At 52.6% G+C, this 14,661-nt stretch carries 9 protein-coding genes and 3 pseudogenes; 7 read left to right on the forward strand and 5 right to left on the reverse strand.

Translation table 11 applies throughout. The features are described 5' to 3' along the window. Positions 1 to 2 precede the first annotated feature (2 nt). Positions 3 to 755 (reverse strand): alpha/beta hydrolase, encoded by a 753-nt coding sequence (locus XI25_RS05080; RefSeq protein WP_046677651.1) that lies wholly within the window; start codon positions 753 to 755, stop codon positions 3 to 5. Positions 756 to 1,247: 492 nt separating this feature from the next. On the opposite strand from XI25_RS05080, the gene XI25_RS05085 reads away from it, so the two are divergent. Continuing rightward, a complete protein-coding gene (locus tag XI25_RS05085; protein ID WP_046677712.1) occupies positions 1,248 to 2,159 on the forward strand; it encodes a serine hydrolase domain-containing protein in 912 nt (303 codons plus the stop codon). A gap of 200 nt (positions 2,160 to 2,359) precedes the next feature. Here XI25_RS05085 and XI25_RS05090 read toward each other — a convergent pair whose 3' ends face one another. The 3 genes from XI25_RS05090 to XI25_RS05100 all read right to left on the reverse strand — a co-directional run bounded on the left by XI25_RS05090 (position 2,360) and on the right by XI25_RS05100 (position 5,570). Beyond that, the gene (locus XI25_RS05090) at positions 2,360 to 4,216 is read right to left on the reverse strand and encodes an LTA synthase family protein (RefSeq protein ID WP_046677652.1); all 1,857 of its coding nucleotides are present in this window, start codon (positions 4,214 to 4,216) and stop codon (positions 2,360 to 2,362) included. Positions 4,217 to 4,515: 299 nt separating this feature from the next. Continuing rightward, on the reverse strand, positions 4,516 to 5,202 hold the full coding sequence (locus XI25_RS05095) for a CidB/LrgB family autolysis modulator (protein ID WP_046677653.1): 687 nt from the start codon (positions 5,200 to 5,202) through the stop codon (positions 4,516 to 4,518). Continuing rightward, the gene (locus XI25_RS05100) at positions 5,199 to 5,570 is read right to left on the reverse strand and encodes a CidA/LrgA family holin-like protein (protein WP_046677654.1); all 372 of its coding nucleotides are present in this window, start codon (positions 5,568 to 5,570) and stop codon (positions 5,199 to 5,201) included. Before XI25_RS05100 ends, XI25_RS05095 begins: the two co-directional genes overlap by 4 nt. A 173-nt stretch (positions 5,571 to 5,743) precedes the next feature. On the opposite strand from XI25_RS05100, the pseudogene cidR reads away from it, so the two are divergent. Continuing rightward, positions 5,744 to 6,630, forward strand: a pseudogene (cidR, locus tag XI25_RS05105) (cidABC operon transcriptional activator CidR). A 162-nt stretch (positions 6,631 to 6,792) separates the two neighbouring features. Here the strand turns inward: cidR and XI25_RS05110 are convergent. Next, a pseudogene (locus XI25_RS05110) lies at positions 6,793 to 8,006 on the reverse strand (MFS transporter). A gap of 336 nt (positions 8,007 to 8,342) precedes the next feature. Here XI25_RS05110 and XI25_RS05115 point away from each other — a divergent pair. The 5 genes and pseudogenes from XI25_RS05115 to rsgA all read left to right on the forward strand — a co-directional run bounded on the left by XI25_RS05115 (position 8,343) and on the right by rsgA (position 14,547). After that, complete coding sequence (locus XI25_RS05115) at positions 8,343 to 9,392, forward strand: oxidoreductase (protein WP_046677655.1); 1,050 nt, start codon at positions 8,343 to 8,345, stop codon at positions 9,390 to 9,392. A 133-nt stretch (positions 9,393 to 9,525) separates the two neighbouring features. Continuing rightward, a complete protein-coding gene (gene pdaA / locus XI25_RS05120) occupies positions 9,526 to 10,281 on the forward strand; it encodes a delta-lactam-biosynthetic de-N-acetylase (RefSeq protein ID WP_442950359.1) in 756 nt (251 codons plus the stop codon). A 241-nt stretch (positions 10,282 to 10,522) separates the two neighbouring features. Next, a pseudogene (locus XI25_RS05125) lies at positions 10,523 to 12,810 on the forward strand (ATP-dependent DNA helicase). A 320-nt stretch (positions 12,811 to 13,130) separates the two neighbouring features. Beyond that, on the forward strand, positions 13,131 to 13,301 hold the full coding sequence (locus XI25_RS33260; protein WP_160308879.1) for a hypothetical protein: 171 nt from the start codon (positions 13,131 to 13,133) through the stop codon (positions 13,299 to 13,301). 175 nt (positions 13,302 to 13,476) lie between these two features. Then, entirely contained in the window at positions 13,477 to 14,547 is a 1,071-nt protein-coding gene (gene rsgA, locus XI25_RS05130; protein ID WP_046677713.1) for a ribosome small subunit-dependent GTPase A, read from the forward strand. Positions 14,548 to 14,661 lie beyond the last annotated feature (114 nt).

The following is a 14,661-nucleotide window of genomic DNA, read 5'->3' on the forward strand; positions in this document are numbered from 1 at the left end:
TTCTAGTCGTTAAAAAGAAAATCAAACGTCGTCTTCAAATGCTCTTCCCAGAAGATCCAGTCATGCGTGCCGGGTCCTTCCACATAGCGGAAATCGAAGCTAGTGCTCTGCATGTATTCCGCGAAATCCCGGTTCATTTCGATGAACGGGTCGCTGGATCCGCAGCAGCAAAGTACGGAAGGGAGTTTTCCGGATTCCTCCAGCCTCCTGGCGGCTAAAGCGTATATATCTTGCTCCGGCGTCACCTTCAGGTCCCTGCCGAACACCGCCTGCATTTCCTTCAACATTCCCGGCGGCATCTGGGGATCCAGAAGACGCTTTTGAATATCCGTCACACCGGAAAGGGATACCGCTTTGGCATAGCGGTCGGGGTAAGTCAGCGCGCATTTCAGCGCACCGTATCCGCCCATGGACAGCCCTGCCACGAAAATGTTGTCCGGATCGGGATTCAGATGAAGCAGCCTGCTGCAGAACTCCGGCAGTTCCTGCGTGATGTAATGGAAATAATTCAGCCCGTAAACCATGTCGGTGTAGTAACTCCGGTTCGCCTCGGGCATGATGACCGTGCATCCGTACCGCTGAGCATACTGCTCTATTGTGGTCAAACGCTGCCAAGTACTTGCGTTGTCGCCGGCTCCGTGAAGCAGATAAAGCGTGCTTCCCGAAGGGTTTCCAGATTCCGCAGGAGAGACCACGTGGATGCTGGTCGTCATGCATAAAGTGGGCGATCCGGTCTCTATGGTGATATGCGCCATATGTAACCCCTTTCATTTATGAATGGTTGCGGTAAGGCCTTTCCGGCAGAAATCCTTCAGACTTTCCCGGATTCGATCGTAAAACCGCTGGACATGTGTATCATTTCATAGCTCTAACAAGCTAAATCGAAAGGCCAGGTTACATGAAAGCGATTAATCGAATCGTTTCGATAACATCATAATTCTACTTCATAACCATGTCAATAACCTTTTTCTAAAAACTGATTTTCGAAGCTGTTTTGTGTCGTATTTTCGGTTTTTTCTGTATTTATATAGAAATTAACTATAAATTTACTCAGGTAAACGTTTTCAATAAAGGGTTATATTTCTGCGCGTAGAATTAATGTATAGGGTGAATTGAAGGAATGTTATAGAAACGTTTCAATAAGGTAGTGTACATGTTCTTCCATTCGTTATACAATAGGACTCATTCCAAATATAAGTTCGGATAAGAACCGGATGTCCAATTGCAAAGGAAAGAAGGAAAACGATATGGCTCGATCATTGGCCGGCTTTGTTAACCGGATCACGGGAAGCGGTCTGAACGTATTATCCGTCCGGGTTCGCCAAGGCGGAGAACTTCTGAGAGAATGGGATTTGGAACGGGATGCCCGGCGGTTGCAGCACTCCGTAAGCAAGACTTTCACATGTTTGGCTGTTGGAATGGCCGTAGAGGAAGGGAAGCTATCGATGGATACGCGGCTGGGGCATTATTTCGAGGGAGAGGCTAGGGCTGAAAAGGCGTCCGATCCGCGTCTTCTTCCGGAAGGCATCACGCTATACAATCTGCTCCGTATGTCCACCGGGCATGATGCACCGCCCTTATGGGCGGAGGAAAGGGCTTCCCTGAAGGAGAAGGACTGGGCGAAGCACTATATGTCTTTGCCGCTTGACCGGATACCCGGTCAGCGCTTCACCTACAGCAGCGGCGATACCTTCATGATCTCGGCCCTGTTTCAGGCCGCGACGGGCCAAACGGTCAAGGATTACTTGATTCCTCGCCTGTTTCAGCCGCTCGGCATTGAGGACGTAAGGTGGGATGGGTCACCGTTGGGAGTTACGCTCGGATGCACGGGATTATATATCAGCAACGAGGAGTTGAGCCGCTTCGGCCAACTGCTGCTACAAAAAGGACAATGGGAAGGTAAACGGCTGGTCCCTGAGCAGTGGATCGATTTTATCACTAGCAAACAGATTGATACTGAAGGAAGCTCTGATTGGAACCAGGGATACGGCTGCCAGCTGTGGATGTGTACGCATGATGCTTATCGGGCTGATGGGGCTCAGGGCCAGTTGTGCATCGTTATTCCCGGACGCGACGCCGTTATCGCGGTGAACAGCAATGAGGAGCGGATGCAGGACATTATGGATGCGGTATGGGATGAGATTTATCCGCTGCTTTAGCAACAATTACGGAGATTCGCGCCCGGTGCATGCTGATCGGTTCGGTAATAGAATAGCGGGATCTACAGATGCATAGTGCGCCAAACCTAACGACAAAAAGAGGCGTCCCCCAAGGTCATGGAAGACCTGGAGGACGCCTATTCCGCTAGATTTCCCACAGAATCGCTACGGTCCAATGCGGAAGGGCAAAGGAGTCGATTCTACTTATGCTCAGGCAGCTGGCGCAGATAGCTGTCCGACAGATGCAGCAGCTTCAACGCCCGGTCGAATTCCGTTTTGGAGGCGGCGGTTTCTTCTTGGGTGCTGCCCGGAAGAGGATGGCGCGTGCCGTCCTCAAACCCGTTGCCCGGGATAAACAGCGTCGACTTGTTAATAAACGTGCCGGAAGGCAGATAATAACGCTCGGGCAGCAGATTGTTGTCCTTCTGGTTTAATAAATCCTGGCCGAAGTGAAGCTGGTTCTCCAGTGACAAGCCGGCAAGGTTGGCAACCGTCGGCAGAATATCCACCTGGCCGCCGACCTGCTCCATAACGGCCGGCTTCAGGCCCTCTCCATGGATGATCAGCGGAATGTTGATCATGTCGGAGGACGAGTATTCACGGCCGTAAATTTCTTCCATCAGCTTTTTATCGTCATTCGTTAAGGAATAAATCGGCAGCCCCAGGTGGTCGCCGTATACGATGACCAGGCTGTTATCCCAGAGGCCGTCTTTTTTCAGCTGCTCAATAAACTGCCCCAGAGCGAAATCCGCGTAGTTCTGGGAGCGGATGTAGTCGCCGACGAAAGTTCCTTCATAACGCTCGGGGAGCGTCATTTTGTACTTGCTGTCCGGGATGGTGAACGGATGATGCGCCGTCATCGAAATGATCTGGGCATAGAAAGGTTTGCCCGATTCGTTCATTTTCTTCAGCTCTTCGGCGGTTTTGTTGTAAAGTATCTCATCGGAGGAGCCAAAGAACACTTTATCCGGCTCTCCGAAGAAGGCCTTGTCGTAGTACCGGTCAAAGCCAAGCGCTTTGTAAAGCTCGCTCCGGTTCCAAAATTCCACGACGTTCGTATGGAACGTGGCGGAGTGGTAGCCCTTCGTTTTTAGCAGCTTAGGCAGGCTGGGAAGCTCCTTGTCCGCATAATGCTGCGTTGCCGCCCCGCGCGGCGGAATATAAAAGGACGTATTGACGACAAACTCGGCATCCGACGTGTTGCCTTGGCCGACGTTCTGGTAAAAGTTAGGGAAATACAAGCTTTCGCGGGCCAGCTTGTTCATGTTCGGGGTGATTTCCTGGCCGTCAAGCTTCAGATCCATCAGGAATTCCTGAAACGATTCCATTTGGATGATAATGACGTTTTTCCCTTCGGCAGTTCCCCGATAGGCTGGAGAAGCCGTGGGCGTAATCCCTTTTAATGTATTGATTTCGTCCTGGTTAATCGACTTGGCGTTGACCAGGTCCGTATCTTCCTTTTGAAAAATGGTATAGGCTTCATAATTCAGTATCCCCATTTCCTGCGCCTTTACGATTTCGTTCATGCTGGCCCGGTTCGGCATGATCTGAAAGAGGCACAGCGTTAGGGATACGGCGAAAATGACAGGGACAAAAGGGCGTTTTTCCTTTTTGTTATGCTTATGTTTCCATGTCTTGACTCGGTCGCTTCTCCAAAACAGGACAAACAAGACAATAATGTCCGCAAAAATAAGCAAATAGTACGGATGCATAAGTGAAAATACGCTGTTGCTTACGGCCGTCACCTGGTTGACCTGCTCCAAGGCATGGTACGTCGGAATGACGCCGTAGTATTTGTAATACATGATCGCCGCGAAAAAAATGGCCGTCAGCAGCAGATTGATCGCCATGTAAGCCGCCATTTTGCGTTTGGAGGCAAACCATTCAATCAGGCTGAACAGCAGCCAAACGAAAGGAATCTCAGCCAGCAGCGGGCTCCAAGGCGTCACATCGTCAAAAATGACCACCCAGGCCAGATAACTTTTCAGTACTAAAAGGACAGAGAAAAAAACAAATGGTTTCGTTATCGTAAAGCGAAACCGGTTCATCGAGAACACGGATGACCGCCTTCCTTTCATACCGCAGACAGACCCCGAAAAGTCCTGCGTTTTGTTAAGGATATGTAAACGATTAACAAATTAATTATGCCTCGTCCTGACCTTGTATGTCAAAAAAGCTCCAGCCGCCTTTTCGGGCAAATATGAGAAAAACCCCCGCAGAAACGTTGTTCGTCCCCGGAAAAGAACGTTATAGCCGCTTCTCCTAGTTCTAACAAAGATTAACCCTACCGGCCGCAAAATAAAACCGGAATAAAAAAACCGGCTGGTAAGCCGGTGGAGGAAACCTAAAGAACATTTTAAAACAGAAACGACATGAGCAGCGGGGCCGCGCAAAGCGTAAACAGCGCCGCGAGAATCATCGATATGCTGGAAATGGTGCCGGACAGCGAGCTGAACTCGAATGCCTTCGAGGTGCCGGTACCGTGTGCGCTCGTTCCGAACAAAATTCCCCGGGCGATATCGCCTTTGATCCGGAATACCTTCATCACGGACGGCCCGATCATGGAGCCGAGAATGCCGGTCATGATGACGAATACGGCGGTCATGTTGGGTACGCCGCCGATGACCTGCGAAACATTCATGGCAATAGGCGTCGTAATGGATCTTGGAACGAGGCTGGTCGTCAGCGAACTGCTCAAATGCAGCCATTTGGCGAGGAACGCCGATGAAATAATCGCCATGACCGAGCCCGAGATGACGCTGACCATAATTTCGGCCGCGTGCTTTTTCAAGGTTTGAAAGTTTTTGTAGAGCGGTACCGCAAAGGCTACCGTAGCCGGCTGCAGCAGATCGCTGAGCCATCCGGCTCCTTCGTTATAGGATTCGTACGATACTCCGGTCTGCATCAGGATGACCACGATGATGATCGGCGTCAGCAGGAGCGGGGAGAAGTACACTTTGTTTTTCCGTTGATAAAGCTTTTTGGCCGCCCAATAAATGATCAGGGTCAGAGGCAGGCCAAACCATGCAATCAGGGGTATCATGGGTTTTTCCGATCCTTTCTTTTAGATATGACCATGGCTACGAGTCCCGAGCTGACCATAACGGTAACGGTGCTGAACAGGACGACAGCCACGATTTGAATCCCGTCGCTCTCGAGCATCGGGAAATATTTCATCACGCCGACGGCGGCAGGAATAAAGAACAGCAGCAGTTCGGCAAGGAGCCAATTGGCGCCAAGCTCGATCCATTTGAGCTTCAGCACGCCCGTTTCAAGCAGAATAAAAACGACGGCAATCCCCAAGATGCTGCCGGGTATGCTAAGGTGAAGCCATCCGGCCAGATGATCCATCAGGATCGATATCAGCATAAAACCGGCCACTTGGAGGCTTCCCTTGATCAGTTGCTTCATGTTGACCGGTATCTCCTTTCGATTTTCATTGCTATTGAAAGTTTACACTTATTATTTTCATAGGTAAAATGCATATATCGAATCGTTGTCATTCCATTTGTCTATGGAAGAGGCGTCTATCGACGCACATTCAACGAAGACGACCAACAGAAACCGAAGGAGTTGGACCGAGAGTGGACATCCGGCATTTGCAGTATTTTTTGGAAGTGGCGCGTCTAGGCAGTTTTACCAGGGCGGCCGAGACGCTGTACATTACCCAGCCCACGATAAGCAAGACCATCCGGAACATGGAGGACGAATGGGGCGTAACGCTGTTTCACCGGCAGGGGAAAAGCATCGAGCTGACTGACGCGGGCCGCATCATGTACCAGCAGGCACAGCATATGGTAGAGGCGTTCGAGCGGGTGTCCGCCGAGCTGGAGGATTTGATGAACCTGAAGCGCGGGCATTTGCGTATCGGATTGCCGCCGATGATCGGCTCCAGTTTTTTCCGGAGGTCATCGGCCAGTTCCATCACAAATACCCGCAGATTACGATTCAGCTGTTCGAGGACGGAGCGAAAAAAGTGGAGGCGGACGTGGAAAGCGGACAGACCGATATCGGCGTAGCCGTGCTGCCGGTCAATGAGGAGGTATTTCACTATTATTCCTTCGTTAAGGAGAATCTGCGGCTGCTTGTGCACCCGTCGCACCGCTTGGCGGGGCGTAAGGCGGTCTCTCTTCCGGAACTGGCGGAGGAGCCCTTCGTCCTATTCCGCGAGGATTTCACCCTGCATGACCGGATTATCCGGGAATGCGTTCAAGCCGGATTTGAGCCGCAGGTCGTGTATGAAAGTTCGCAGTGGGATTTAATCAGCGGCATGGTTGCCGCCAATCTTGGGATTGCACTCCTACCGGAAACGATCTGCGGAGAGATCGACGCTTCCCGGGTGGCGATTCTGCCTTTGAGCAATCCGTCGATCCCTTGGCAGCTGGGCATGATCTGGCGTAAGGACCGGTACCTGTCCTTTGCTGCCCGGGAGTGGATCTCCTTCACTCGTTCTTTGCTTGGAGAGAAGTAAAGTTTTTTTCGTATCCTAAAAAGAGCTGTTCCCGGCGTCTTGGGCAGACGCGGGACAGCTCTTTTAACGTATGGAATTTTCGCTTTTTCCTTCACCTTCCACGAAGGACGTCGAAACGGTTCCTGATTGGTTTTGTACCGAGGGAAGGGGTCGGGCAGCGGCTTATTTCTGCACTGCCGCCGTTTGGGCAGACGGGCTGCGCCGTGCGGCCCAAGCTGTGCACAGGAATACGCCAAGCACGAGAATAACGGCTCCGAACAGGTAAGGAATGTTCATCTGGATATCGAACAGGTTGCCTGCTATGGCCGGACCGATGATATTGCCGATGCTCATGTAGGCGTTGTTCATTCCGGCGACGAAGCCCTGCTCTTCTCCGGCCATTTTGGACAGCAGCGTGTTGATGGCTGGCCGCATAATGGCCGTAAAAATAAAGAATAGAAGAGAGATGCCAAGCACGTACCAGAAGTTCCCGGACAGAAGCAGCAGCACCATGCAGACGGCGGCGGCCAGGAGCTGACGCTGATGAGCTTGACTTCCCCGAAACGGCGCAGCACCTTGTCGATGACCACGGCTTGGATGACCGTTCCGGCCAAAGCGCCGACGGTGATGACGACCGATATTTGTTCGGGCGAGAAGATATAGCGGTTTTTAGCATACAGCGGGAAAATCGCTTCAAAGTTCATCAGTCCCAGCGTGAGGGTAAACACGAGAAGCAGAGGCACGAAATAAGGCGCCTTGGCGGACATGATGAATTGCTTGAAAATATTTTCTCTTTTGACGTTATTCGACCGGGCGGCAAGCTGCTTCTCCTTGGTCAGCGTTTCCGGCAGGACCAGCAGCGACAGGATCAGGGCGATCCCCGCTACGGCCGCGGATACGTAAAGCGGCGTCCGCAGGCTCACGCCGGCAAGGAATCCGCCGATCCCGGGACCGATAACAAAGCCGAGGGACATGGCGGCACCGAGCATCCCCATGCCCTTTCCCCGTTCCTCTTCGGTGGTAATGTCCGCAACAAACGCCATCATCGGCGGAATCATCGCCGCGGCGCCGATGCCTCCAAGCAGCCGGGATACATAGAGCAGCCAGACCGCGTCCGCTATCGCGAACAGCAATTGGGACAGCGTGAACAGGGAGAGGCCGATGACGATCATGATTTTGCGGCCCCGTTTATCCGATAACTCTCCGACGAGAGGAGAGAAAATAAACTGCGTGAGGCCCGTTGCAGCGATCAAGTAGCCCGCCGTCTGGCCGCCGGCTCCGAATTCCTCAAGAAAATCGGGTAAAATAGGAATAATAAGTCCGATGCCCAGCATGGCGATGAACATGTTGATCATCAAAATAATGAGTGGGCCGGTTGTTTTATGCAATGCAGACATGATTCCTCTCCTTATAAATCTCTCTGTAATTTGTCGCGTTTGCAGAATGTCCAAAAAGCGCTTTTGGCTATATTAACAGCGGACGGGGATTCAGCGCAATAGAAAATATAAATTTTTACATATATTTTCTGAAAATTTTACATATGCCGATATGACGCGTCATATCGCTGTTCGCAGCCCGATTATTGCCGCGTAACCGGAGCAACGGTTCGATTGTGCGTCGTGTCATAGGCTTTTCGGTGCTTCTTTGCTGAAATTAGAGTTGAAATGATAATATAAACAAAGCTATCTTTTCAATGTTCGGTTATATAAAGAAATGGAAAGCGGGGATTACAGATGAAGATTCAAGTGGGCATCATTGGTTTCGGATTATCGGGCTCGACCTTTCATGCGCCTCTCCTGGCCAGCATCCCGGACTACCGGATCCGGACGGTCGTATCCTCCGATCCGGACAAAGTGAAAAAAGCTCTTCCCAAGACCAGGGTCGTAGGCACGGTGGATGAGCTGCTTCAGGAGAAGGATATTGATGTCGTGATCGTAGCCAGTCCCAACGCGACGCATTTCGAATATGCACGTCAAGCGATTGAAGCCGGAAAGCATGTGGTTGTGGAGAAGCCTTTCACGGTCACTTCGGAGGAAGCCGATCTGTTGATCGCTTTGGCCGAAGAAAAAGGGGTCCAACTGACCGTCTACCATAACCGGCGCTGGGATAATGACTTTCTTACGGTGCGGAATTTGCTCGAGACCAAAGCTCTCGGAAGGCTCTCGTTATACCAAGTGCACTTCAACCGGTATCGGCCGATCGTGCAAAAACGGTGGAAGGAGCAGGAGGGACCGGGGGCCGGAGAGCTGTACAACCTGGGTTCCCATCTCATAGATCAGGCCCTGTTCCTGTTCGGCAAACCGAAAACGGTATGGGCGGACTTGCGCGCCGAACGGGAGGGCTCGGAGGCCGTCGATTATTTCCACCTCGTATTTGGATACGAATTTCACCGCGTCATCCTTCACGCGGGTTCCCTCGTCCGTCAGGCGGGGCCGCGCTTTGAGCTGCACGGCGATAAGGGAAGCTTCCTGAAATACGGAGAGGACCCTCAGGAAGCTCAGCTGAAGCAAGGCCTTCATCCCGGGGACGCAGGCTGGGGCGAAGACCAGCCGGATCAATACGGGGAGCTTGCGACAGAGCTGAGCGGTTTGGCCGTCCAGGGAGAGATTGAGACCCTGCCAGGGAGATATCAGGCCTTTTACCAAGGCTTGGCCGAGGCCATTTTGAAAGGAGCCCAGGTTCCGGTCAAGCCCGAGGAAGCCCGGGATACCATCCGCATGATCGAGTATGCGATAGAGAGCCACCGCAAGGGCAGTACGATTACCGTAACGGAACATACATAAGTTTTTTCCGGCCGTGGGATAGTATCCTGTAACCGTTCTGCCGAGGGAACCTTTGGCGGGACTGATGATTCCATGAGCAAAGGAGAGGACTGTGATGAACAAATGCCGCGTTTTTCGGGTAACGTCCATCGCGATGCTAGGTCTGGCGCTGCTGTTGGCTGTTTCGGCACCGATTATGGCCGAGGGAAGCGGACCGTTTCATTTCGGCTTTAAACGGAGTGTGAACGGCAAGCTTCCGTCCATCGACCAGGAAGGTTTCAAGGAACTGCTGAAGAAACACGGGGCTGTTTTTATGGGCGATCCGGCGAAGAAGGAACTGTACCTGACATTTGACAACGGGTACGAGAACGGGTACACTTCAGGGATTTTGGATACGCTCAAGACGAAAAAGGTGCCGGCCACTTTTTTCGTAACGGGGCATTACGTGAAGACGCAGGCCGAGCTGCTGAAACGGATGACGGCCGAAGGGCATATTATCGGCAATCACTCCTGGAGTCATCCGGATGTTTCCGCAATCTCGGAGGAAAAACTGACCGAGGAGCTGAATCGGGTTAAAACCGAGGTTGCCAAAATTACGGGCCAGCAGGAGATGAAATATCTCCGCACCCCGCGCGGAATATTCAATGAGCGCTCTCTTGCCGTCAGCAAGAAACTCGGCTACACGAACGTGTTCTGGTCGCTTGCTTACATGGACTGGAATGTGAAAGCGCAGCGCGGAGCCCAGCATGCATACGAGAAAGTAACGACCCAGCTTCATCCCGGCGCGGTCATGCTGCTGCATTCCATTTCCCGCGACAATGCCGAGGCGCTTGGAAGGATTATAGACGAAGCCCGCAGTCAGGGCTATGAATTTAAAAGCCTGGATGATATGGGCACCAAACTCCCATAGTCACAGGCTGCACAAAAGGCAGATACCGGCGCAAAATTCAGACCGCGCCGAGTCTGCCTTTTTTGTATGGGTGCCGTTCAAGGCCGGATATGAAAATTACGCTCTGGAACAAATGTTTGGTATAATACGGACTTAGAAGAATTATATAAAGTGCGAGAAGTTCGAGTTCAAAGAGCCGCTTTCATATCCGATTCGCTCGTGATCAGGCTATTTTGAGACAATCTTCACAAAGGAGACCGATATGGCTCATATCATTCAAATATCCGTCCGTCCTCTGGTCGAATATGTATTCCGGAGCGGCAGCATCACTTCGGGCTTCCGGACGGCGGCAACGCTGACCGAAGGAACGAAGGCGCACCAACAGGTGCAGCGCGGATACGGAGAACAGGATCAGAAGGAAGTTCATCTCGAAGCCGAGATTCTTTATGAGGACATGATATTTGCCGTGGAAGGCCGCTGCGACGGCCTGATTTTCGGCGATGGCCCCGTAATGGTCGATGAAATCAAATCGACCTCCGGCAGCCTGGACGATATTGAAGAGGACACCTATCCCGTTCACTGGGCCCAGGCCAAAATGTATGCATATATGTACGCCAAACTGCATCATGCAGCCCATATGGCGGTCCAGCTGACTTATGTGCAAATTCCGACCGGACATGAGAAAAAGTTCCGGCGGGACTTCAGCGCGGAGGAGCTGAATGCTTTTGCGCAGGAAGTAGCAGCGGCCTATGCCCCCTACGCGATTCTGCTGCTGGAGCATGTGAGGCGCAGAGACGAAAGCATCCGCAGCCTTTCGTTTCCGTTCCCCGATTACCGGAAGGGACAGCGGAAGCTGATGGGCTCCGTGTACAAAAGCATCGGGGAAGGACGCAAGCTGTTCGCCAAAGCTCCGACCGGCATCGGAAAAACGATCTCAACGCTGTTTCCTGCCGTCAAAGCGATGGGAGAAGGAACGGTCGGACGCATTTTTTACCTGACGGCCAAAACGATTACCCGGACGCCGCCGAGGAAGCGGCCGTCCTTATGGCTTCCCGCGGGCTGCACATGCATACGGTGACGCTGACAGCCAAGGATAAAATCTGCTTCGGCGAAGAAGAGGGGTGCGGGCAGGATGCCTGCGTTTTTTCGGAGGGCTATTATGACCGGATCAACGGAGCGATCCTTGACCTTTTACAGCATGAAACGAGCATAACCCGCCCGGTCATTGAAGCGTATGCGCGCAAGCACCGGGTCTGCCCGTTCGAGTTTTCACTCGATGCGGCCTATGCGGCGGATGCCGTCATATGCGACTACAACTATATTTTCGACCCGCGCGTCTCGCTGAAACGTTTGCCGGAGGAGGCCAAGAAGTCCAGCGTGCTGCTCGTTGACGAGGCCCACAATCTGGTTGACCGGGCCCGGAGCATGTTTTCCGCGGAGCTCAAAAAGTCGATGTTTCTTGAAGTGCAGCGGGCATATAAGGAAACCAATCCGAGTTTGTATCAGGCCGCCAAAACGGTAAACAACCGTTTTATCGTTCTTCGCAAGGTCAGCGGGGAGGAGGAGCGGATGGTCGGCTCCAGTCAGCCGGAGCTGATGGACGAATTGCTGGAAACCTTCGTTATGCATGCGGAGGCCGAGTTGATGACCGGGAAAGGCGGGGAAGAAGCCGAGCACCTGCTGGAATGCTATTTTGCTGCCCAGGCGTACCTGCGCATATCAAGGCTTTATGACGAGCGGTTTGTTACGTATGCGGAGATGGACCGGAACGAGGTCTTTCTGAAGCTTTTTTGCCTCGATCCCTCCTATTTGCTGCATCAGGCAGGCAAAAATTTCCGCTCCGCCGTGTTTTTCTCGGCCACATTGACGCCCCTCATGTACTACAGGGACATGCTTGGCGCCGAAGAAGAGGACTACAGCCTTTCCATCCCGTCGCCGTTCTCCCGCGAGCAGATGGACGTAAGGCTGCTGCCGGTATCGACCCGATATAAAGACCGGGACCGCAGCAAGAACGCCATCATCGATATGTTGAGCCACCTGGTGAAAGAGAAGCCGGTAAACACCCTCGTTTTTCTCCCGTCCTATCCGTACATGCAGGAAATCCATGAAGGCTTCACTCTATTGAATCCAGGCGTACGGACACTACTCCAGGGCCATGCCATGCGGGAAGAGGAACGGGAGACGTTTTTGGACTCGTTTCAGGCGGATGCCGCCGATCCGCTGATCGGCTTTGCCGTGATGGGGGGCATTTTCTCGGAGGGGATCGACCTTAAGGGTGAACGGCTGTCAAGCGTGGTTGTCGTCGGTGTCGGCTTGCCGCAGCTTTCCTTCGAGAACGATATCATTAAGGATTACTTTGACCGTAATGCCAAAAACGGTTACGACTATGCCTACGTTTACCCGGGCATGAACAAGGTGCTGCAGGCCGGAGGCCGTCTGATCCGGTCCGAGTCGGACCGGGGGACGCTCGTGCTGGTTGACGATCGCTTTCAGAACCGTCAGTACGGCGCATTGCTTCCGGAAGAGTGGCGGGACTATAAGCGGATCTGATCGTTTGTTGAATGATTTCGGTTTGGCGCATGGAAAATGTTGACACGCCGGATTTCGAACACTATAATACGAATATACTTTTATGAAAAGGAGGCTGATGTCAAATGAGAAACGAAAAGATGCTTCAACCCACCCTGATATCGGTCTCTACGGACGGAACGAGATAAGCTGTCCCCTTGCATTCGCTATTGGAATGACAGGAACAGCGCCTGACCGCAGGAGACCTCATATGGTTTCCTGCGGTTTTATTGTTTTTGCAAGAAAAACTCCGCTGCAACGCGGTCCGTCTTCGTAAAACGAACGTCGATGGATAGTTTTTCTTGACGGATCGGCTGGCAGAGGGGCTTTCGGAAAAAGCGTTTACCGGGACCACCCATTACTCTGAAGGCGTAAAGAAGCCATTGGTGTTTCGATGCCTATGGTACGTGACCTGCCTAGTCCAGGCCATTCTTTGCATCCCGATACTGGGCATCGAGGATGCGCCTGCCTGATCCGGAAAGGTACCGCAGAACAAGTTCTGCGGTTTTTTGCGTTAAAAATTAGGATGGCTTGTTAAACCGGAGGATCAGATCCTCCATAACTAAAATAACAAAGGGGTTAATCTCATTGAATTTGAATTTTACGCAATTGAAGGCTTATGGATGGAACGAGCATTGGCAGCAGCTGATGGAGCGCGAGCTTGCACTTGTGCCCGGGTACGGGAAAACGCTGGTACCGGCAAGGATTGCCGCCCAATTTTCCAAGCAGTACCGCATTGTGACGGATGAAGGAGAGAAAACCGCAGCCGTAACGGGAAAATACGAATATTCGGCTATGAGCCGGAGCGATTTTCCGGCCGTCGGGGACTGGGTGCTGGTTGAGCCGCTGCCTGGCGAGGCACGGGCCGTCATTCACGCCCTGCTGCCCAGGACTTCGGCGATGACGCGAAAAGAGGCCGGAAGCGTGCCGGACGAACAGGTGATTGCAGCCAACATGGATACCGTGTTTATCATCAATGCGTTGAACCAAGATTTTAATATTCGCAAAATCGAACGTTATCTGATCGCGGTGTGGGAGAGCGGCGCGCGGCCGGTCGTGGTGTTGACCAAAGCGGATTTATGCGACGATCCGGAGGATTTCATATCGCTGGTCCGGTCTTCGGCTCCGGGAGTGCCGGTTCATGCCGTCAGCTCGATGCTCAGCCAGGGAAAGGAGGAAATCGCTCCTTATCTCGTTCCGGGTGAGAGCGTGGCCATAACCGGTTCGTCGGGAGCGGGCAAATCGACGCTGCTCAACTGGCTTTCGGGGGAGGATGTGCAGCGGGTTCAAGGCATACGGGAAGAGGATGCACGCGGCAGGCATACGACCACGCACCGCGAGTTGTTCCTGCTCCCGGGAGGGGCCATCATGGTGGATACCCCCGGCATGCGTGAATTGCAGTTGTGGGACTCGGAGGAAGGATGGGGAGAGGCCTTCGCCGATATCAAAGACCTTGCGGGGAAGTGCCGTTTTCACGATTGCCGTCATGAATCCGAGCCGGGATGCGCTGTCCGCCTGGCACTGAAGGAAGGAACGCTGGATGCAGGCCGGTATGCCAATTACAAGAAGACCGAGAAGGAGCTTGCCTTTCAAAAGCGCAAAGAGAACGCGGCCGTGAAACGGCATGCGGTGGGCAGCCGGGGGCGCTCGGCGAAATCCATGAAAGACCGCAAATCCGGGGGTTACTCTTTCTCCCGCGAAGGCTACGATGCGGATTAATCCGCTCGTTGGCAGCCGCCGGACCCGTGAAAAGCTGAAGCCAAACATTTGACTTCGGCTTTTTACGGGTATATAGTTAGGGTACCTAATAAATTGGTGTCCTAACTATATATT

It is taken from the genome of Paenibacillus sp. DMB20, from assembly GCF_000987955.1.
Classification (GTDB): domain Bacteria; phylum Bacillota; class Bacilli; order Paenibacillales; family Paenibacillaceae; genus Paenibacillus_AQ.

Excerpts from the sequence above, each read along its gene's own strand:
- XI25_RS05080 (WP_046677651.1), bottom strand. The coding sequence starts at position 755 with ATGGCGCATATCACCATAGAGACCGGATCGCCCACTTTATGCATGACG.
- XI25_RS05085 (WP_046677712.1), top strand. The coding sequence starts at position 1,248 with ATGGCTCGATCATTGGCCGGCTTTGTTAACCGGATCACGGGAAGCGGT.
- XI25_RS05095 (WP_046677653.1), bottom strand. The coding sequence starts at position 5,202 with ATGATACCCCTGATTGCATGGTTTGGCCTGCCTCTGACCCTGATCATT.
- XI25_RS05100 (WP_046677654.1), bottom strand. The coding sequence starts at position 5,570 with ATGAAGCAACTGATCAAGGGAAGCCTCCAAGTGGCCGGTTTTATGCTG.
- XI25_RS05115 (WP_046677655.1), top strand. The coding sequence starts at position 8,343 with ATGAAGATTCAAGTGGGCATCATTGGTTTCGGATTATCGGGCTCGACC.
- pdaA (WP_442950359.1), top strand. The coding sequence starts at position 9,526 with ATGCTAGGTCTGGCGCTGCTGTTGGCTGTTTCGGCACCGATTATGGCC.
- rsgA (WP_046677713.1), top strand. The coding sequence starts at position 13,477 with ATGGAGCGCGAGCTTGCACTTGTGCCCGGGTACGGGAAAACGCTGGTA.